16 protein-coding genes and 1 pseudogene are annotated in these 19903 nt (G+C 67.0%); 7 read left to right on the forward strand and 10 right to left on the reverse strand.

The genetic code is table 11. The annotated features are described in order from the left end of the window. Position 1 precedes the first annotated feature (1 nt). Together KDW96_RS05670 and KDW96_RS05675 are read right to left on the reverse strand one after the other, a co-directional pair. Positions 2–667 carry a gamma-glutamyl-gamma-aminobutyrate hydrolase family protein gene (locus KDW96_RS05670; RefSeq protein ID WP_255839466.1) on the reverse strand — a complete coding sequence of 222 codons (666 nt, stop codon included), beginning with the start codon at positions 665–667 and terminating at the stop codon, positions 2–4. Then, the gene (locus tag KDW96_RS05675; RefSeq protein WP_255839467.1) at positions 640–1629 is read right to left on the reverse strand and encodes an amidoligase family protein; all 990 of its coding nucleotides are present in this window, start codon (positions 1627–1629) and stop codon (positions 640–642) included. The genes KDW96_RS05670 and KDW96_RS05675 overlap by 28 nt, the downstream gene beginning before the upstream one ends. Positions 1630–1812: 183 nt before the next feature. On the opposite strand from KDW96_RS05675, the gene KDW96_RS05680 reads away from it, so the two are divergent. Then, positions 1813–2490: a DUF4197 domain-containing protein gene (locus tag KDW96_RS05680; RefSeq protein WP_255839468.1), complete on the forward strand. Its 678-nt coding sequence runs from the start codon at positions 1813–1815 to the stop codon at positions 2488–2490. A 5-nt stretch (positions 2491–2495) separates the two neighbouring features. On the opposite strand, the pseudogene KDW96_RS22170 reads toward KDW96_RS05680, so the two are convergent. Beyond that, positions 2496–2897 (reverse strand): annotated as a pseudogene (locus KDW96_RS22170) (methyl-accepting chemotaxis protein); the annotation flags it as partial. A 968-nt stretch (positions 2898–3865) separates the two neighbouring features. Here KDW96_RS22170 and KDW96_RS05690 point away from each other — a divergent pair. The 3 genes from KDW96_RS05690 to dsdA all read left to right on the forward strand — a co-directional run bounded on the left by KDW96_RS05690 (position 3866) and on the right by dsdA (position 6846). After that, positions 3866–4762 (forward strand): LysR family transcriptional regulator, encoded by an 897-nt coding sequence (locus tag KDW96_RS05690; protein ID WP_440447119.1) that lies wholly within the window; start codon positions 3866–3868, stop codon positions 4760–4762. 196 nt (positions 4763–4958) lie between these two features. Next, complete coding sequence (locus KDW96_RS05695) at positions 4959–5312, forward strand: RidA family protein (RefSeq protein ID WP_255839471.1); 354 nt, start codon at positions 4959–4961, stop codon at positions 5310–5312. Positions 5313–5487: 175 nt separating this feature from the next. Beyond that, positions 5488–6846 carry a D-serine ammonia-lyase gene (dsdA, locus tag KDW96_RS05700; protein ID WP_255839472.1) on the forward strand — a complete coding sequence of 453 codons (1359 nt, stop codon included), beginning with the start codon at positions 5488–5490 and terminating at the stop codon, positions 6844–6846. A 70-nt stretch (positions 6847–6916) separates the two neighbouring features. Here the strand turns inward: dsdA and KDW96_RS05705 are convergent, their stop codons facing one another. Both KDW96_RS05705 and KDW96_RS05710 read right to left on the reverse strand, forming a co-directional pair. After that, entirely contained in the window at positions 6917–9988 is a 3072-nt protein-coding gene (locus KDW96_RS05705; protein ID WP_255839473.1) for an efflux RND transporter permease subunit, read from the reverse strand. Positions 9989–9993: 5 nt separating this feature from the next. Beyond that, positions 9994–11097 carry an efflux RND transporter periplasmic adaptor subunit gene (locus KDW96_RS05710; RefSeq protein WP_255839474.1) on the reverse strand — a complete coding sequence of 368 codons (1104 nt, stop codon included), beginning with the start codon at positions 11095–11097 and terminating at the stop codon, positions 9994–9996. A gap of 91 nt (positions 11098–11188) precedes the next feature. Here KDW96_RS05710 and KDW96_RS05715 point away from each other — a divergent pair, with 91 nt between their 5' ends. After that, on the forward strand, positions 11189–11827 hold the full coding sequence (locus KDW96_RS05715; protein WP_255839475.1) for a TetR/AcrR family transcriptional regulator: 639 nt from the start codon (positions 11189–11191) through the stop codon (positions 11825–11827). On the opposite strand, the gene KDW96_RS05720 is transcribed toward KDW96_RS05715, so the two are convergent. After that, positions 11828–12610, reverse strand: coding sequence for a class I SAM-dependent methyltransferase (locus KDW96_RS05720; protein WP_255839476.1), 783 nt, complete (start codon positions 12608–12610; stop codon positions 11828–11830). 105 nt (positions 12611–12715) lie between these two features. On the opposite strand from KDW96_RS05720, the gene KDW96_RS05725 reads away from it, so the two are divergent. Beyond that, positions 12716–13075, forward strand: coding sequence for a hypothetical protein (locus KDW96_RS05725; RefSeq protein WP_255839477.1), 360 nt, complete (start codon positions 12716–12718; stop codon positions 13073–13075). Between the two features lie 27 nt (positions 13076–13102). Here the strand turns inward: KDW96_RS05725 and KDW96_RS05730 are convergent, their stop codons facing one another. Continuing rightward, complete coding sequence (locus KDW96_RS05730) at positions 13103–14140, reverse strand: GlxA family transcriptional regulator (RefSeq protein WP_255839478.1); 1038 nt, start codon at positions 14138–14140, stop codon at positions 13103–13105. A gap of 303 nt (positions 14141–14443) precedes the next feature. On the opposite strand from KDW96_RS05730, the gene nhaC reads away from it, so the two are divergent. After that, a complete protein-coding gene (nhaC, locus tag KDW96_RS05735) occupies positions 14444–15946 on the forward strand; it encodes a Na+/H+ antiporter NhaC (RefSeq protein WP_255839479.1) in 1503 nt (500 codons plus the stop codon). 98 nt (positions 15947–16044) lie between these two features. On the opposite strand, the gene KDW96_RS05740 is transcribed toward nhaC, so the two are convergent. From KDW96_RS05740 to KDW96_RS05750, 3 genes are read right to left on the reverse strand one after another with little or no spacing between them, the layout of a single operon-like run. Next, complete coding sequence (locus tag KDW96_RS05740; RefSeq protein ID WP_255839480.1) at positions 16045–18366, reverse strand: ATP-binding protein; 2322 nt, start codon at positions 18364–18366, stop codon at positions 16045–16047. Further along, positions 18350–19138 (reverse strand): substrate-binding periplasmic protein, encoded by a 789-nt coding sequence (locus KDW96_RS05745; protein ID WP_255839481.1) that lies wholly within the window; start codon positions 19136–19138, stop codon positions 18350–18352. Before KDW96_RS05745 ends, KDW96_RS05740 begins: the two co-directional genes overlap by 17 nt. Then, the gene (locus KDW96_RS05750; protein ID WP_255839482.1) at positions 19135–19860 is read right to left on the reverse strand and encodes a response regulator; all 726 of its coding nucleotides are present in this window, start codon (positions 19858–19860) and stop codon (positions 19135–19137) included. The genes KDW96_RS05745 and KDW96_RS05750 overlap by 4 nt, the downstream gene beginning before the upstream one ends. Positions 19861–19903: the final 43 nt, after the last annotated feature.

Genomic DNA, 19903 nt, shown 5'->3' on the forward strand with positions numbered 1-19903 from the left:
GTCAGGACGCGCTGCGGGTCAACCAGCGAAACAGCGCGAGCTGGGACGGCAGGTAGAACAGGTACTCGGGGTGCCACTGCACGCCGAGGATGGGCCGGCCATCGCTGGACTCCACCGCCTGCACCAGGTTGTCCAGGTCCCAGGCCACCACCTGCAGGCCATCGCCCGGTTTGCGGATGGCCTGATGGTGCAGGCTGTTGACCCGCAGGCGGGCCTTGGCGCAGACCTGGGCCAGCCGCGACTCGGCATCGACGCGCACCTGCTTGGTCGGCAGCAGGCCCGGCCGGTTGTAGGTGTGCACGCGCATCGGGCGAATGTCCTGGTGCAGGTTGCCGCCCAGCACCACGTTGATCAGCTGCGCACCGCGGCAGATGCCGAGCAGCGGAATGCCCTCCTCCAGCGCCTGCTCGATCCAGCGCATTTCCAGCGTGTCGCGCTCCGGGTCGCTGCGCACCATGGCCTCGATGTCGCCGCCGTAATGCTCCGGCGCGATATCGTCGCCGCCGCCGATGATCAGGGCACTCAGGGGCCGGCCGCTGGGGGCATGCGCCACGCTGATGCGCTCGGCCTGGGCACCGACCAGGCGCAGCGCGCAACGGGTCGACCACCAGGACGGCGACCAGCGCCGATGGTTGCCGGTTACCCCCACCCGCGGTCGTTCAGCCATCGCCCGACGTACTCCAGCCATGCGCCACGATTGAGTCCCAGCAGCGGCCGCCAGTGCTGCCCGAAGGCCTCGCCAAGGGCCTGCAGGTCGTCCTCATTACCGGCCAGCTGCTCGACCACCCACCACAGGTTCCAGGAACTGGCCAGGGACCAGTCGGCCTTCTCGATCTGGCAGTTGGGCAGGCGGTAGTGGAAGGTGGGCCGGGCCTTGATCTTGGGGTCCGGCACCGCCTGGCGCACCCGCTCGGCATCGATCTGCGCCAGCAGCGGCAGCAGGTCGAGCGCGCGGTTGCGCGTGGCGTTGTGCTCGAGGTAGTCGTCGAACAACTGCGCCATGTCGGGCCTGGGCTGCTCGACCAGGCGCCTCACGTAGGCTTCCGGGTACAGGTCGATGTAGGGACTGATCTTGCGCGACAGGTCCACCTGGTGGGCGTCCACCAGCCACCATTGCAACAGGCCGAAGGCACGCAGGTAGGCGCTGATGGTGGCGGGATCGAGCCGCGGAATGTCCGGATTGAGGTGCACGCCGAAGGCCGCCATCGGCGAGTTCTCGGTGCCCACCGCGCCCGCCTGGCGCAGGCCGGCGATCATGCCGTCCAGACGCCCCAGCTCGCCGATGTCGATGGGGGGGCAGACCACCTCCAGGGGCACCATCAGGCTCGCGGCCCGACTGAGCAGGTCCATCCACTCCGGGCTGCCTTCCTGGGCGTTCTCCGCCTTGAGCGACTGGCGTTTGAGGAGGTCCCAGTCCAGCTCGATGTTGAACTTGCCCAGACCGTCCACCCGCAGCACCCGCTCGCTCGCCGAGGTTCTCGACAGCTCGCCCCCCAGCGCATCCTGCACCGCCGCGGCGGTCTGCTCCAGGGTCAGGCCGGTGAACTCCAGCTCGAAGCCGACCTGGCGCGACGCGCCGTCTTCCTTATGAGGGACTGGGGGCTGCTTGAATTCGAGGTCTCGAGGCATCGCGTCAATAGCCTTTGCAGTGGGAAAGGCCTTCCAGTAATAACCTGTGGGACGCCTCGGCGCAAACCACGGCGGGCCGCCGGCGAACACCCCACTACGAGCCGACCGCCGCCAGGCCCGGGTTTGCGCAGCCCCGCCGCTCCGCTAAGCTCGACCCATCCCCTCCTGAAGAAGGACCGCCCCATGTTGCGCCTTTCCACATTGATCGCCGGCCTGGCCTTGTCCGCCAGCGCCTTTGCCCTGTCGCTCGCCGACCTGACCCAGCAGGACGCCAGCGGCGGCCTCAAGGACGCGCTGATCCAGGGTGCCCAGGTCGCGGTCAAGCAACTCGGCGCTCCCGGCGGTTTCAACGACAACCCACAGGTACGCATCGAGCTGCCGGGCAACCTCGGCAAGGCGGCCAAGACCATGAAGCTGATGGGCATGGGCAATCAGGTCGAGCAGCTGGAGCTGAGCATGAACCGCGCCGCCGAAGCGGCCGTGCCCGAAGCCCAGGCGCTGCTGGTCGACGCGGTGAAGAAGATGACCCTGCAGGACGCCAAGGGCATCCTCAGCGGCCCGCAGGATTCCGCCACCCAGTACCTGGACCGCAGCAGCCGCGAGCAGATTCGTGCGCGCTTCCTGCCGATCGTCAAACAGGCCACCGACCGGGTCGGCCTGGCCCAGCAGTACAATGCCTTCGCCGGCCAGGCGGCCAACTTCGGCATGCTCGACGCCAAGAACGCCAGTATCGAAGGTTACGTCGCCGAACAGGCGCTGGATGGCCTGTTCGCCATGATCGCCGAGCAGGAGGCCAGCCTGCGCAAGAACCCGGCCGGTGCCGCCACCAGCCTGGCGAAGAAGGTCTTCGGCGCCCTGTAGCGCGCTTAGCTGGCTTCTTGCAGCAGTTCGCGCACGCCCTGGGCCATCTTATGTTTCGCCGCCAGACGCTGGGTGATGCGCTCGACCGTTTCCAGGCGCGCCGCCGCCAGGCTGCGCATTTCCATCAGCGCCTGTAGGGCCACGGCAGACTTGTCCAGACTGGCGCGGGTCGAAGTATCGACCTGCGACAGGCCGGCACGTGCATCTTCGGCGGTACCTTGCAGCCCCGCCACGATGCCGCGGATCTGCTCGCTGGCCTCGTTGCTGCGCTTGGCCAGATTGCGCACCTCATCGGCCACCACTGCGAACCCCCTGCCCTGCTCGCCGGCCCTGGCCGCCTCGATAGCAGCATTAAGCGCCAGCAGATTGGTCTGCTTGGCGATGTCCTGGATGCTCCCGACAATCACGCCGATGCGTTTGGACTGGTCGCTGAGTTCGTTGAACACATCGATGATGTGCAGCATGTACTCGGCCAAGGCGCCAATGGATTCGGTCGAAGCCTGGATGCTGTCGCAACTCAGGTTCAGGTTATCCCCGGCACGACGGGCCAGCGTGTTGGCCTGCTGAATGTCGTCTTCACTCTGCGCGATGGCGTCGATCAATGACAACAGGCGCTCCTGCAGTTCCTCTATCGGCAGGTAGATCGCAGGCTCGCTGGGCTTCGTCTCGACCGTCACCAGGGACACCGGCTGCTGCGCATGCGGCTCGTTCAGGGGAATGGATTCGGCCAGGACAACGGGCGCAGCCGCCGTCAGGGCGTGATCCCGCGAATAGAACCACAGGGCAAACAGACAGCAGGCCAGAGCAGCAGCTGCCACGCCCTGGTGCATCCTCTCGAAGCCAAGGGCTACCAGCATGGCGGTAGCCAACCACAAGGCGAGAATTACCACCTTCTTTTGCAACATATCGATTCTCCGCTAAGAGTTGCCTCCCGATTTCGGGAGCTTCTCTCTCCATTCCGAGAGAAGCTGAGGTAAGGAGCAGAACTCACTCGGGCTGCAGACCAGGAGCCACCCGTTCCAGTCCCGATCAGTGTTGGCCAGCGCTTGCCAAGCCCCCAGAGCCGTGCCTCTCTGCCAGGCGCGGATTGCCTTGCAGCAAGGTCGGCGTTTGCCCTGGCACAGGCACTAGATCGTCACTGGATTCATCATCCATACACCAGCCGCCAGGGGCGACCGACACGCCCTGACGCGCGCAATCCTTCGTGACAAGCGTCGAGGCGGTCAGCGGATGACCGGCCAGGCTTGGCTATCGCCTGGTTTCAAATTGCGCTGCTGACCTTGACCGGAATTCTAGGCAGCCTTAGATTATTTAGACATGCAATATCAGAAATACTCATCATTTAAATTATGAATATTTATCCCTCATGATTCGCTTGAGCGAGATCGACCTGAACCTGCTGGTCGTCTTCCAGTTGATGTATCGGGAGCGAAAGACCGGGGTGGTGGCCGAACAGCTGGGACTCTCGCAACCGACCATCAGCAACGCCCTCGCGAGGCTTCGCAAGACCTTTGGCGACGAGCTGTTCGAGCGCACGGCCAGGGGCATGCGCCCGACCCCTTTTGCCGAGGGAATAGCCGAGTCCATCGCCACGGCACTGACCAGCCTGGAAGAAACCTTCAACCGCGATGATCAGTTCGTACCGAGCACCAGCACGCGGGCTTTTCGGGTGGCCATGACCGACCTGGGCGAAGTCCATCTGCTGCCGAGCCTGATGACCCGATTCGCCGAAGAGGCGCCAGGGATCACCTTGACCACCGTGCGCGACAACACGATTCCACTCAAGGAGGAACTGGAATCTGGCAGCGTCAATCTGGCACTCGGCCTGCTGCCGCAGCTTGGCGCGGGGTTCTATCAGCGCCGGCTGTTCAGCCAGAAGTACGTCTGTCTCATGCGTCGCGAGCACCCGCTGGCGAAAGGACCGTTCGACCTCGAGCAGTTCAGCCAGGCGCACCACGCCGTAGTGGTTGCCCAGGGCACTGGCCACGGCAGGGTGGAAGAGCTACTCGCCAAGTCGGGCGTGCCGCGCCCCGTGAGGCTGAAGCTGCCTCACTTCGCCGCGGTTCCCTACATCATCAGCGAAACCGACCTGATCGTGACAGTCACCGAGAAGCTTGCCTCGCAGACCGCGAAGCGGTTCGATCTGGTTGCCCGCCCGCACCCGATGGAGATGCCGACAGCTCAGATCAACCTCTTCTGGCATCGGCGCTTTCATCAGGACAAGGGCAATATCTGGCTGAGGAATCTGATTGTAGAGATGTTCGCGGAATAACTTGCCACCGGTATCCAAGGATCCACGGCGAGACGAGCGCTCCAGCGCAAGTCTGTAGTGGCATAGGGTCGGCGTAGCCAGCAAGCCGGCCCCAATGAACCTTTCAATTGGCGAGCGCTTCTTGCTGGCGGCCTGCACCAGGTAGAGGAACAGGCCGGCCACCCCATTTCCACCCCACACTCAACCCGGAGTCGATATGACCATTTCCCGATACGAAACCAGCGCGCGCATGAGCCGAATCGTGGTGCATAACCAGACCGCCTACCTCTGCGGCCAGGTGGCCGAAGATCGCACGGCCGGGATCACCGAGCAGACCCGCACCATGCTGGCCAAGGTCGACACCCTGCTGGAGTCGGTCGGCAGCAGCCGCGAACAGATCCTCTCCGCCACCCTCTACCTCAAGGACATGAGCCTGTTCGCCGAGATGAACAGCGTCTGGGACAACTGGGTGCCAGCTGGCCATGCACCGGCCCGCGCCTGCGTGCAGGCGTCGATGGCCAGCCCCGAGCTGCTGGTGGAAATCTCGGTGATCGCCGCCGTCTCCCCCTGACAGGCGCCCGCCCCGAGCCGACGACGCCTCTCCTGAAGATGGGTGCCGCGAGCCCGGTCATCGACCTTTGTCAGCCCGCTGACATCCCTGTCTAATGTACGGCCCATTCATCGACCACTCGCCTCGAGCAGCGCCAATCGCTACCTTGGGGCGCTTCGCTGCAAGGAATCCCGCCATGCCGCTGGGCAAATCCCTCGCCTCCTGGTGCCAGGAGTATCCATTGATCGCCGAGCTGATCGCGCTGCAGCCGGTTAGCTGGTTCAACCCGGGGGTCGCCCCCGCCGCCGAGGCCCTGGACGACGTCGGGCTGAACCAGGCCGACGTCGACGCCGCCAGCGCGCGCCTGGCCCGCTTCGCGCCCTACCTGGCCCGGGCCTTCCCGGAAACGGCGGGCAGTGGCGGCATCATCGAGTCGCCGATCATGCCGGCGCCACGGCTGCAGGCAGAACTGGCCAGGCGCTATGGCCTGGAGCTGGGCGGCGCGCTGTGGCTCAAGCAGGACAGCCACCTGCCGATCTCCGGCTCGATCAAGGCCCGCGGCGGCATCTACGAGGTGCTCAAGCATGCCGAGCAGCTGGCGCTGGCCGAGGGCCAGCTGGGGCTCGAGGACGACTACGCGAAACTCGACAGCGAGGCGGCGCGGGCCTTCTTCGGCCGCCACAAGATCGCCGTCGGTTCCACCGGCAATCTAGGCCTGTCGATCGGTATCATCGGCGCGCGCCTGGGCTTTAAGACCACCGTGCACATGTCCGCCGACGCCCGCCAGTGGAAGAAGGACAAGCTGCGCGCCCACGGCGTGGAGGTCGTCGAATACGCCAGCGACTACAGCGTGGCAGTGGCCGAGGGGCGCCGCCAGGCCGATGCCGACCCGCTCTGCCACTTCGTCGACGACGAAAACTCGCCCGACCTGTTCCTCGGCTATGCGGTGGCCGCCGAACGCCTCAAGGGGCAACTGGCCGCCGCCAATATTCGCGTCGATGAGCAGCATCCGCTGTTCGTCTACCTGCCCTGCGGCGTCGGCGGTGGGCCCGGCGGGGTGGCCTTCGGCCTCAAGCTGGCGTTTGGCGATGCGGTGCACTGCCTGTTCGCCGAGCCCACCCACTCGCCCTGCATGCTGCTCGGCGTGCATACCGGCCGGCATGAGCAGATGGCGGTGCAGGACTTCGGCATCGACAACCTCACTGCCGCCGACGGCCTGGCGGTGGGCCGCCCCTCCGGCTTCGTCGGCCGCGCCATGCAGCGCCTGATCGACGGCTACTACACCGTCAGCGACGAGGAGCTGCTGCGCCTGCTGGCGCTGCTGGCGGCCAGCGAAGGACTGCGCCTGGAGCCCTCGGCCCTGGCCGGGGTGCCGGGCATCGCCCGGGTGCTGGACGAGCGCCAGGGCTACCGGGCCCGCCTCGGCCTGACGCCCGAGCGCCTGGCCGGCGCCACCCATCTGGTCTGGGCCACCGGCGGCAGCATGGTGCCGGACGCCGAGATGGACGCCTATCTGGCACGCGGCCAGGCCTTGCTGCGGGCCGAGCAGGACTAGCTAGCCTGGCGACTCCGCGCAGAAAAAAGCCCGGTCGTACGACCGGGCTTTTTCATGGCAACGCCTGACGTCAGCGGGCCGTGGGCTTGACCCTGAACCAGGCGGCGTAGAGCGCCGGCAGGAACAACAGGGTGAGCGCCGTGGCGATGATCAGGCCGCCCATGATGGCCACCGCCATCGGCCCGAAGAACACGCTGCGCGACAGCGGGATCATCGCCAGCACCGCGGCCAGGGCGGTCAGCACTATGGGGCGGAAGCGCCGCACCGTGGCTTCGATGATGGCCTGCCAGCGGTCCAGGCCGGCGGCGATGTCCTGCTCGATCTGATCGACCAGGATCACCGAGTTGCGCATGATCATCCCGGACAGGGCGATGGTGCCGAGCATGGCGACGAAGCCGAAGGGCTGGCGGAAGATCAGCAGGAACAGGGTCACGCCGATCAGCCCCAGCGGCGCGGTGAGGAACACCATGGCCGAGCGCGAGAAGCTCTTGAGCTGCAGCATCAGCAGGGTCAGCACCACCACGATGAACAGCGGCACGCCGGCGTTCACCGACTGCTGCCCGCGCGCCGAGTCCTCCACGGTGCCGCCGACGTCCAGCAGGTAGCCGTCCGGCAGGGCGGCGCGGATCGGTTCCAGGGTCGGCAGTATCTGTTTGACCAGGCTGACCGGCTGCTGCTGGCCATAGATGTCGGCGCGCACGGTGACGGTCGGCAGGCGGTTGCGGTGCCAGATCACCCCCTCCTCGAAGCCGTACTCGAGCACCGCGATCTGCGCCAGGGGCACCCGCTTGCCGCTGTCGGTGGGCACCGCCAGGCTCGGCAACAGGCCCAGTTGCTGGCGCTCGCCGGGGGTGCCGCGCAGGAGGATCTCGATCAGCTCATTGCCTTCGCGGTAGTGGCTGACCGGCGTGCCGGTCAGCGAACTCTGCAGGAAGCGCGACAGGTCGGCGCTGCTCACGCCCAGGGCGCGGGCACGCTCCTGGTCGATGTTCAGACGCACCACCTTGCTCGGTTCTTCCCAGTCCAGGTGCACGTTGACCACATGGGGGTTCTGGCGGACCTTCTCGGATACCTCACGGGCCAGGGCGCGAACCTCGTCGATATGCTCGCCGGACACGCGGAACTGCACCGGATAGCCGACCGGCGGGCCGTTCTCCAGGCGCGAGATGCGCGTGCGCAGGGTCGGGAACTCCTGGTTCAGGGTGTCGATCAGCCAGCTGCGCAGCTTCTCCCGCTCCTCGATGCTCTTGGCCAGGACCACGAACTGGGCGAAGCTGGCCGCCGGCAGTTGCTGGTCCAGCGGCAGGTAGAAGCGTGGCGAGCCGGTGCCGACGTAGGCGACGTAGTTGTCGATGCCCTCATGCCCGCGCAGCAGCTCCTCCAGGCGCTTGACCTGGGCCTCGGTGCTGCTCAGCGAGGCGCCCTCGCCGAGCTTGAGGTCGACCATCAGCTCCAGACGCCCGGAGGCCGGGAAGAACTGCTGGGGCACGAAACGGAACAGCGCGATGGAGGCGACGAACAGCACCAGGGTCAGCACGATCACCGTCTTGCGCCGGCGCACGCACCAGTCCACCACCCGCCGCACGCGCTGGTAGAACGGCGTGTCGTAGGGATCGTAACCCTGCGCGCTGCCGCCGTGCTTGGCCGCGTGCAGCTTGGCCAGGTCCGGCAGAAGCTTGGCGCCCAGATAGGGCACGAAGACCACCGCGGCGATCCAGGACACCACCAGGGCGATGGTCACCACCTGGAAGATCGAGCGGGTGTACTCGCCGGTGCCGGATTGCGCGGTGGCGATCGGCAGGAAGCCGGCGGCGGTGATCAGGGTGCCGGTGAGCATGGGAAAGGCGGTGCTGCTCCAGGCGTAACTGGCCGCCTTGAGGCGGTCGTAGCCCTGCTCCATCTTGATCGCCATCATCTCCACCGCGATGATCGCGTCGTCCACCAGCAGGCCCAGCGCCAGCACCAGGGCGCCGAGGGAAATCTTGTGCAGGCCGATGTCCAGGTAATACATGGCGGCGAAAGTCATCGCCAGCACCAGGGGGATCGACAGCGCCACCACCAGGCCGGTGCGCAGGCCCAGGGAGAAGAAGCTCACCAGCAGGACGATGATCAGCGCCTCGGTAAGCACCTGGACGAACTCGCCCACGCCGGTCTTCACCGCCGCCGGCTGGTCGGACACCTTGCGCAGCTGCATGCCGGCCGGCAGGGTCTCCTGCAGGCGGGCGAACTCGCCCTCCAGGGCCTCGCCCAGGACCAGGATGTCGCCGCCGCTCTTCATCGACACCGCCAGGCCGATGGCGTCTTCGCCCATGAAGCGCATGCGCGGCGCCGGCGGATCGTTGAAGCCGCGCTTGACCTCGGCCACATCGCCGATTCGGAAGGTGCGCTCGGCCACTCGAATGGGGAAGTCGCGGATCTGCTCGACCGACTCGAAGCGCCCGGTCACCCGCAGCTGCACGCGATCGGAGGCGGTCTCGAAGAAACCCGCCGAGGCCACCGCGTTCTGTTCATCCAGCGCCTGCTGCACCACGCCCAGGGGCAGGCCGAGGGTGGCCAGCTTGGTGTTGGACAGCTCGATCCAGATCTTCTCGTCCTGCAGGCCGAGCAGATCCACCTTGCCGACGTCCTTGACCCGCTGCAGCTGCAGCTGGATGCGGTCGGCGTAGTCCTTGAGCACGGCGTAGTCGAAGCCGGCGCCGGTCAGCGCGTAGATATTGCCGAAGGTGGTGCCGAACTCGTCGTTGAAGAAGGGCCCCTGGATGCCCTGGGGCAGGGTGTGGCGAATGTCGCCGACCTTCTTGCGCACCTGGTACCAGAGCTCGGGGATGTCCGCCGAATGCATGGAATCGCGGGCGACGAAGGTGACCTGGGACACGCCGGGGCGCGAGAAGGAGACGATCTTGTCGTACTCGCCGGTCTCCATCAGCTTCTTCTCGATGCGCTCGGTGACCTGACGCGACACCTCCTCGGCCGTGGCCCCCGGCCAGTTGGTGCTGACCACCATGGCCTTGAAGGTGAAGGGCGGGTCTTCGCTCTGTCCCAGCTTGGTGTAGGACAGCGCCCCGACCACGGCCAGCAGCAGCATGACGTAAAGGACGATCTGGCGATTGCGCAGCGCCCAGGCGGACAGGTTGAAATCCATCGGGCCTACTCCTTAGCCGCCAGCTCGACCAGACGGTTCTCGCGGTCCACCGGACGCACCTGCTGCCCCTCGCGCAGCACCTGCACGCCGGCCGCCACCACCCAGTCACTCGGGCTCAGGCCTTCCAGGATCGGCACGCTCTTCTCGCCGTAGGCACCGATCCGTACCGGCCGGCGCTCGAGGGTGGAGTCCGGCGCAGTGACCACCCAGACGAAGGGCCGGCCCTTCTCGGCGCTCAGTGCCGAGAGCGGCACCGCCAGCGGCACCTCGCCGTTGTGGGCGATGAAGACTCGGGCGCTCTGCCCCAGCTCGGCCGGCACCTCGCCTTCGCTGAAGGCGACCCGGGCGGCGAAGGTGCGCGACTGCGGATCGGCCGACGGCGACATCTCGCGGATGCGCCCGGAGAAACGCTGATCCGGTTGCGACCACAGCTCCACCGCGACCTGCTGCCCCACCTTGAAGCGCTCGAAGGCCTGCTCGGGCAGGCTGATCAGCACCTCGCGCTCGCCGTTGGCGGCCAGGGTGAAGACGCTCTGCCCCGCCGCGACCACCTGGCCGACCTCGACCATGCGCCGGGCGATGATGCCGTCCTGGGAAGCGCGCAGCACGGCGTATCCGGCCTGGTTACTGGCGACATCGAACTCGGCCTTGACCTGCTTGAGCCGCGCCTGACCGGAACGGTAGAGGTTCTCCGCGTTGTCGAACTGCGAGCGGCTGACCAGCTGGCGCGCCAGCAGCTTCTGATAGCGGTCACGCTCGGCGCGGACCAGGCGCAGATTGGCCTCGGCCGCGGCGACCTGGGCGCGCATCGCCTCCAGCTGCAGGCGCACGTCCTGGGGATCGAGCTCGGCCAGCGGCTGGTCCTTCTTCACCCGATCGCCGACTTCGACCAGGCGCTTGGTCACCTTGCCGCCGATACGGAACGCCAGCTCCGGTTCCAGGCGCGCGCGCACCTCCCCCGGATAGCTGTCCATCAGCTCGCCGGCCGGCTGGGGCTGGACCACCAGCGCCGGACGGATGGACTGCGCGACCGGCTCGCCATTGCCGCAGGCGGCGAGCAGAGCGATTAAACTGGCGGGCACTGTAACGGACAGGACATGACGCAACATGATCGAAGACCTTTCGCCAAGGTTTGGAATATTTGTACTGCCGGGTATAGTAAAAATAGCAAACTCGCCAGTCCAGTATTAAAAGCAGCCAATGTCCAAGCAATTGTTACCACCCAGCGGCCCCGGCCGACCGAAAGACCTCACCAAGCGCCAGGCCATCCTGGATGCGGCGAAGAACCTGTTCCTCCGTAACGGCTACGACGGCAGCAGCATGGACGCCATAGCGGCCGAAGCCGGGGTGTCCAAGCTGACGGTCTACAGCCACTTCACCGACAAGGAGACGCTGTTTTCCGAGGCGGTAAAGGCCAAGTGCCAGGAACAGCTGCCCGAGCTGCTGTTCGAGCTGAAGGACGATGCCCCAGTCGAGCGGGTGCTGCTGGATATCGCCCGCGGCTTCCACAGCCTGATCAACAGCCGCGAGTCGATCGAGCTGCACCGGGTGATGGTCTGCATGGGCACTCAGGACCCCAAGCTGTCGCGGGTCTTCTACGAGGCCGGGCCACAGCGCGTGCTGCAGGAGATGGAGCATCTGCTGCGCCAGGCCGACCGGGCCGGCAAGCTGCGCATCGACGACCCGCATGAGGCGGCCGACCAGTTCTTCTGCCTGGTCAAGGGCGGCGCCAACTTCCGCCTGCTGATCGGCTGTGGCGAGCCGCAACACGGCGCGGTCGCCGAGCAGCATGTGGCCAACGTGGTGAAACTGTTCATGCGGGCCTACCGGCCCGACTGATCAGGCCTTGCCCAGGGACTTCTTCGGGTAGATGTCGTAGCGGCTCGACTTGCCCTCCAGGGCGTAACCGGGCTTGGGCCCGTCGATGACCGGCGCCTTGCGCGGGCGCTTGACCACCACCCGGTGGCTGGCCAGCCCGAGGGCCGCGGCGAGCAACGCCGGCGCATCCAGGTCGTCGCCGACGAAGGGGCGGAACAGGCGCATTTCCTTCTTCACCAGCGCGCTCTTGTCGCGGTGGGGAAACATCGGGTCGAGGTAGATCACCTGGGGCGCCTCTTCCGCCCAGGCCCCCATCAGCTCGATGGCATTGCCGGCCAGCAGGCGCATGCGGGCGACGATCGCCCCCACCTCGGCATCGCCGGCGGCGCGCGCCAGGCCATCCTCGAGCAGCGCGGCGATCAACGGCTGGCGCTCGATCAGGGTCATTTCGCAGCCCAGGCTGGCCAGGACGAACGCATCGCGCCCCAGGCCCGCGGTGGCATCGAGCACCCGCGGGCGCACGCCCGGTTGCACCCCGACGGCCTTGGCGATCATCTGTCCGCTGCCGCCGCCGAACTGCCGGCGATGGGCCATCGCCCCTTCGACGAAGTCCACCCGCACCGGCCCCGGCGCCTGGGGCCCCAGTTCGACCAGCTGCAGCCCCGCTTCCCCCAGTTGCAGGGCGAACTGCGCCTCGCCGTCCTGCGGCAAGCCGAGGCGCGCGGCCCAGGCGGCGGCGGCCTCGGTCAGGTGGGCGGCCAGGGCGTCCATGCGAATGCTGGCGCTGGGCTGTGGATCAGTCATGGGAATCACGCTCGACATCGTTCAATTTGGCCGCGCGGCGGCCGATAACCGGTTTGGGTCGGCATTCTGCCAGACCCGGCCCCGTCCAGCCGCACCGAGTTGTCGATGATCAACGCCCCCGCCATCTTTCGCCCCGCCTCCGTCCCCGGCAGCAGTCTGCCCGCGGCGAGCAGTGCGGCGGAAGTACGCGGCTATCTGGACTTTCAGCTGCTCATGAGCCGGATGCTGTCCGAACAGGCGCCGGCCGGCGCAGAGCCCGCGGAGCCTGCCGCCACGCCGGCCAGCGCCGACCCGGACCAGCGAGCGTTCGTCACCCGCCTGCAGCTCGAGCTGGGCGAGCATCTGAAAGCCAGCTGGCAATGTGTCGACCGCCTGAGCCTGGCCATGCTGGCCGACGCCTGCGACGCCTGCGCCCGGGTCAGCGCGCCAGCGGCGACGCTCGCCCTGCCCGCCCCGCAACACTGACCGCGGCGGCCAGGGCGGCACCGCGGTTCAACGGCCCTGCTGCGTGGTCGCGCGAAAGCGTCCCGGGGCGACGTCGAAGAACTCGCGGAAACAGCGACGGAAGTGGGAAATGCTGACGAAGCCACTGGCCACGGCGATCTCCGCCATGGACTTGTTGGTCTGCTGCAGCAGCTGGCGCGCGCGGGTCAGGCGCAGCTCCAGGTAATAGCGCGAGGGGGTGGCGTTGACGTGGCGACAGAACAGACGCTCCAGATGACGCCGGGAGATGCCCACGCACTCGGCGATCTCATCCACCACCAACGGCTCGTCGATATTGTTGTGCATCAGCTCCAGCGCCAGCTTCAGGGTCTGGGGCAGAGTCGGGTCGTAGTCCACCGATACCACCGATACATCCATCACCTCACGCATCTTGTCGCAGCTGAGCACCTCCTCCACGGCACTGACCAACTGCTCGCCGCCGCTGCAGCGCACCACCTCGAGCATCATCCCCAGGGAGCTGTTGGCGCCGGCGCAGCTGATGCGCTCGCGATCGACCACGTGGGCATGGCTGGACAACTTCACCCGCGGGAACAGCTCGGCCATCATAGCCCGGCCATCGGGGTGGAAGGCGCACTCGTAGCCGTTCAGCAGGCCGGCCTCGGCGAGAAAATAGGCGCCGTTCCACAGGCCGCCGAGGATGGCGCCGGCCGCCTCCGCCGAGCGCAGCTTGCTGCGCAACAGCGGCTCGCCCTGCAGGCGCACGCGGAATCCGCCGCACACCACCAGGACATCCAGCTTCTTTTCCTCCAGCTCGGCCAGGCGGCAGCCGGCCGAGATGGCGATGCCCAGATCGCTGACCACCAGCGCCTCAGTGCCCCCGACCACCAGCACCTCGAACAGCGGTGACGAGCTCATCAGGTTGGCGGTGACCAGGGCATCCACCGCACCGGTGAAGGCCATCATCGAGAAGTGTTCCTGCAACACGAAGGCGACCCGCCGCGGCGGCAGCGAGGGCCCCGCGCTCACCATCTTGTCGAGGTGAGCCAGGTTCTTGTTTTTCAGCACGCTCTCGAAGGACGATCTCATCTGGCAACTCGGTCGGACATGAAGGCCATGGGGTTATTCTACTGATTCCGGCTGGAGGCTCGGCAAGCGCCGCGACCGGGCCACGCCTGCAGCCTCATGGCCTGCGGCGCGATGCCCGCTAGCATAGCCTGCCCCCTCGGTCATTCCGCAAAAAATCATCGATGTAAATGACCTGTAACAGCGCGATTACAAGCTGATACAGCAGGCGATAAAGCGGTTCACATCGGCTTGCTAGGTTGAATCCTCCAAGAACTACAAAAAAGATCGCCGGCTTCGCAAGGCGATCGCCCCTGGAGGAAGCACGTGAACCGTAACGACAACAATCGACCGTCTCTCATCCTCGCCCTGATCCCCATCGTCCTGACGCTCGGGGTACTCGGCATCCAGCTCTTCTACTACGGCGACTTCACCCCCCACGTTCCCCTGGCCATCGGCCTGGCCATCACCGCGCTGATCGGCTGGTTCCAGGGCTACCGCTGGAAGGACATCGAAGAAGGCTCGCTGCACGTGGTGTCCATCGGCCTGCAGTCGATCGGCATCCTCATCGTGGTCGGCATGATCATCGGCACCTGGATCGCCAGCGGCACCGTACCGCTGATGATCTATGGCGGCCTCAAACTGCTCTCGCCCGAGCTGTTCCTTGCCGTCGCCATGCTGATGTGCGCGGTGGTGTCCGTTTCGCTCGGCACCTCATGGGGCACGGTGGGCACCGTCGGTCTGGCCTTGATGGGTATTGGCGCAGGTTTCGACGTGCCGATGTACTGGACCGCCGGCGCCGTGGTCTCCGGCGCCTTCTTCGGCGACAAGATCTCGCCGCTGTCGGACACCACCAACCTGGCTCCGGCCGTTACCGGCGTCAACCTGTTCGACCACATCCGCAACATGCTGCCCACCACCGTTCCGGCCATGCTCATCGCCCTGGTCATCTACCTGCTGGCGGGCTTCCACCTGATTGGCGGCCAGGACGTCGACGCCAGCAAGATCGACCAGATCACCAACGGCATCGCGCAGAACTTCGAGCTGAGTTGGGTGCTGCTGTTGCCCGCCGTGCTGGTCATCGGCCTGGCATTGAAGAAGATGCCGGCATTGCCCTCGCTGTTCGCCGGCGCAGTCACCGGCGGCATCCTCGCCATGGTCTACCAGGGCGCCAGCCTGCACGAGGTGTTCAGCTTCATGCAGAGCGGCTACAGCATCGACACCGGCATCAAGGCGATCGACAGCCTGCTCAACCGGGGCGGCATCCAGTCCATGGCCTGGGTCATCACCCTGGTGATGATCGCCCTGGCCCTGGGCGGCGCACTGGAGCGCACCCGCTGCCTGGAGGTGATTGTCGAGGCGGTGCTCAAGCGCACCCGCAGCTTCGGCAGCATGCAGGCCTCGGCCATCGGCACCTCGGTCGCCACCAATCTGGTCGCCGGCGACCCCTACCTGTCCATCGCCCTGCCCGGACGCATGTACGCCCCGGCCTATCGCGGCAAGGGCTATTCGACCCTCAACCTGTCCCGCGCGGTCGAGGAAGGCGGCACCCTGATCTCCCCGCTGGTGCCCTGGAACGCCGGCGGCGCCATCGTCATCGCCTCCCTGGGGCTGACCGTCGGCGAAGGCAACTTCGAGAACCTGCTGTACATTCCGCTGGCCTTCGCCTGCTGGCTGTCGCCACTGATCGGCATCGCCTACGCCTACCTGGGCTGGTTCTCGCCCAGGGCCAGCGCCCAGGAGCGCGCCAGTTGGCAGGAGCTGGGTGAAGCGGTGCAGGTCGTCGAGCCGGCCGAACCGGGTTTCCGCACCGTGGCGGCGGCCGACTGAGCTAACCGGCGGGCCAAGCCCCGCCGCAACCGCCACCCGCAGGGCCGGCCGTCATCGACGCCCGGCCCTGTTGCGTTGGCGGCGCCGCACCCGGGGGGTCAGCCCTCGCAGGCCTCGCGGGCGCTGGCCAGGGAACGGCGCAGCACGCGCTTGAACTCGGCCAGCAGCGCCGGACAGCCCGCACCCTCGTCCTGCCGACTGCCGTCTTCCAGTGCCTGCGCCAGCTCGGCCGCCGCGACCAGGCCGAGGGTCTGGCAGCTGCCGGCCAACTTGTGCGCCAGCTCGCCGACCTCGTACAGATCGTCCAGCTGCAGGGCCTGCTCCAGCTGCGCCAGCACAGCCGCGGCCTGCTCCTCGAACTGCTCGAACAGGGTGGCCAGGCGAGCCCGGCCGAACACCTGACGGTGCATGCCCAGCAGCTGCAGATCGACCCCCGACTGCACCACCGATGGTGCAGGGCAGGCCGCGCCCGGCGTCTGCTCGCACAGGCGCGCCAGCAGTTGCTGCAAGGCCTCGAGCTGCAGCGGCTTGGCCTGCACCGCATCGATGCCCGCGGCCTGGTAGGCCCTGATGTCCGCCACGCCGACGCTGGCCGTCAGGGCGATCACCGGGGTGGCGGCGTTGAGGCTGTCGCCGGCGGTGCGAATGGCGTGGGTCACCTCGATACCGCTCATCCCCGGCAGGTGCATGTCCATCAGGATCGCGTCGAAGGCCTGCTGCCGGCACACCGCCAGGGCCTGCTCGCCGTCCGCAGCCAGCTGGACCAGATGCCCGGCGTGCTCCAGCAGGCCGCGGATGACCTGCTGATTGATCGGTGTGTCCTCCACCAGCAACAGACTCAGACTGGCCAGCTGCACGGGAGTAGCGTCGGCTACTGACTGCTGCGACGGCGCCTCGGCGGGGCTCAGCGCCACCTCGAACCAGAAGGTACTGCCATTGCCCTCAACGCTGTGCACACCGATTTCCCCGCCCATGGCCAGGACCATCTTCTGGCAGATGGCCAGACCCAGGCCGGTGCCGCCGAAGCGCCGGGTGATGCTCTCGTCGGCCTGGGTGAAACGCTCGAAGATCCGCCGCTGTTGCTCGGTGCCGATGCCCATGCCCGTGTCGCACACCTCGAAACGCAGGTGCTGGCCACCGCGCTCGCCCGCGCCAACCCGCACCTCGATGCTGCCTTTATCGGTGAACTTCAGCGCATTGCTGAGCAGGTTGGACAGCACCTGGCGCAGACAACCGGCGGCGCCGTGGTAGCAGGGATGCAGCGTCGACTCGATCCGGCAGCTGACCCGCAATCCCTTGTTCTGAGCCTGGGCCCCGGCCAGCAGGATCTGCTCCTCGAGCAACTGCCGCAGATCGAACGGCTGCTCTTCCGGCACATAACCGCCCTCCTCCAGCTTGGCGTAGTCGAGCACCCCGTCGAGGATCGCCAGCAGGTTCTCGCCGGACTGGCGCAGGGCCTGCAGGTAGCCGCGAGCCTGTCCGGTCTGGCGGGTGTGGGCCAGCAGCTGGGTCATGCCGAGGATGCCGCTGATGGGTGTGCGAATCTCGTGGCTGATGCCGGCGAGAAACTGCGAGCGCGCCTGGCTGGCGGCTTCCGCCGCCTCCTTGGCCTGGCGCAGGCTGCGGGTGCGTTTTTCGACCCTGCGGCGCAACTGCTCGCGACTGAACAGCAGTTGCTCGTGGGCCCGTTCGCGGCGGTCGATGTCCTGGTTGATCGCCAGGCGCATGTCGTTGAGCGCTTCGGCCACCGCATCGAGTTCGTCGCTGCGCGCCGCTGGCTGACGTTCCAGTTGCAGCGGCGCATCGCGCGGACCGCTGCCCAGGCTGCGGGCATAGCGGGCCATGCTCTCCAGGTGGCGGGTGACCAGGCGCTGGAAGATCAGCATGACCACCAGCACCACCAGGAAGATGGTCAGGGTCTGGCCGAGAAACAGGGTCAGGGCGCTGCGACCGAGGCGGGCATAGACGGCGCCCAGATCGGTATGCACCACCAGCTGACCCAGGTTGCGCGGGCCCAGGGACGTCTGGTGAAGCAGCTCGAATCGGTGCTGCGCGGTACGCCCAGCGGGCTTCGGCCCCGCGTGCAGGAGCAGGCTCTCACCGCTGTCGGCGTCCTCCAGGGTCAGCGCGCTGATGTCGGGGAAGTCGAGGATGCCGCGCATCTGCAGGCGCAACTGCTCCTGGTCGACGTCCCAGATGCTCTTGGCCAGACTGCCCAGATAGACGTTACGAATCAGCTCGATGCGCTGCTCGATCACCCGCATCTCGCGGCGGTACTCGATGACCGCCTGGATGGCGGTGGACAGGACCACGAACAGCAGGCTGCTGACCAGCACGTAGCCCATCATGCGGTAGCCGAGCGGGTGCTCCTGGCGATAGGTGAGCAGTTTGCGCCATCGGCTTTCAGGGGGCTGGGTCATAGAGGCTGGGCATGCGGTGGGGTTCGGCGAGGTAGCGGGCGCTGTAGTGCTCGTCCAGGCGGCGCAGGGTGCCGTCCTCGGCCAGCTCGCGCAGACGCTGGTCGAGGTGCGGCAACAGGGCCAGCAGCGAGGGTTCACGGCGCACGCCGAGGTAATAGTGTTCGGTGACCAGCTCGCCCGGCTGCTGGACGATCAGCTGGTCGTAGCCGAATCGACGGTTCTGCAGCGTCCAGCTGTACAGGCCGACCGGCATGAAGTCGATGCGCCCCTGGGCCAGCTTGATGAAATTCTGCTCGCCGCTGGAGACCCACTCGATATTCAGGTGCCGAGCGGCAAACTGGTCGAAGCGCTCGCCGAAACTGTCACCGAGCAACAGGCCGACGGTCAGCCCGCGCAGGTCGTCCCAGTCGTCGAAGCGCACCGGTCGGTCGCGACGGGTGAACAACAGGATGGGGTCGGCCACCAGCGGCGACTGGCTGAAGCCCATCCAGGCCTCGCGCTCGCGCGTGCGGTAGGCCGCCACCACTATATCCACGCGGCCCCGCTTGACCTCCAGCAGGCAGCGCTTCCAGTTGCCCAGCACCAGCAGGCGCACCTCGTGGCCCAGCTCGGCGAACAGCTCGCGCGCGACCTGGGGCGCCAGGCCCACCAGCTGACCCTGGGAATGCCAGGACACCGGTGGATAGGACGGATGACCGCAGGCCAGCAGCTCGCGCGCCAGCGCCGCCGGCGCGAGCAGGCACAGCAGCAGTCCGAGCGCCGCGCGTTTCACCGGGACTGCAACGCCTTGGCCGCGAGCAGGTAGCCGACCCCGTGGATCGTCAGGATGATCCGCGGGTTGGCCGGGTCATCCCTGAGCTTGCGGCGCAGACGACCAACCAGCACGTCGACGGTGCGGTCGTTCGGTGCCCACTCGCGGTTGCGCATCTGGTCGAGCAGCTGATCACGGCTCATGGTCTTGCCGATGTTGCTCAACAGCACGCTGAGCAACTGGAACTCGCCCGCGGTGAGCGGGCTGACCTGGTTGTCGCGGCCGCTGACCTGGCGCAGGCCCAGGTCCACCGTGCATTCGTCGAACCGCAGCAGCTCCGCCTCGACCTGGCTCGGCGCCTGGGCGCGAGTCAGCCGCACGCGACGGCAGAGGTTCTTGGCCCGGGCAAGGATTTCGCGCGGGTTGAAGGGCTTGGTCACGTAATCGTCGGCGCCGCACTCCAGGCCGATCAGCTGGTCGACGGCGTCCTGGCGGGCGCTGATCAGGATGATGCCGACCTCCGAATGCACCCGCAGCTCACGGGTCAGGGTCAGGCCATCCTTGCCCGGCATGCGGATGTCCAGCAGGATCAGGTCCACCGCCTCGCGCGCCAGGATCTGCTCGGCCTCCTCGGCCGTGGCGGCGGCCAGCACCCGGTAGCGCTCTTCGGAAAAATAGTTGCACAGGCACTCGCGGGTGATGAGTTCGTCATCCACCACCAGCACCGTCAGGTCATCGAACATGCCAGGCCTTCCAGGACTGAAAACTGTCGACTGGACCTCGGTT

It is taken from the genome of Pseudomonas benzenivorans, assembly GCF_024397895.1.
GTDB classification, from domain to species: Bacteria; Pseudomonadota; Gammaproteobacteria; order Pseudomonadales; family Pseudomonadaceae; genus Aquipseudomonas; species Aquipseudomonas benzenivorans_A.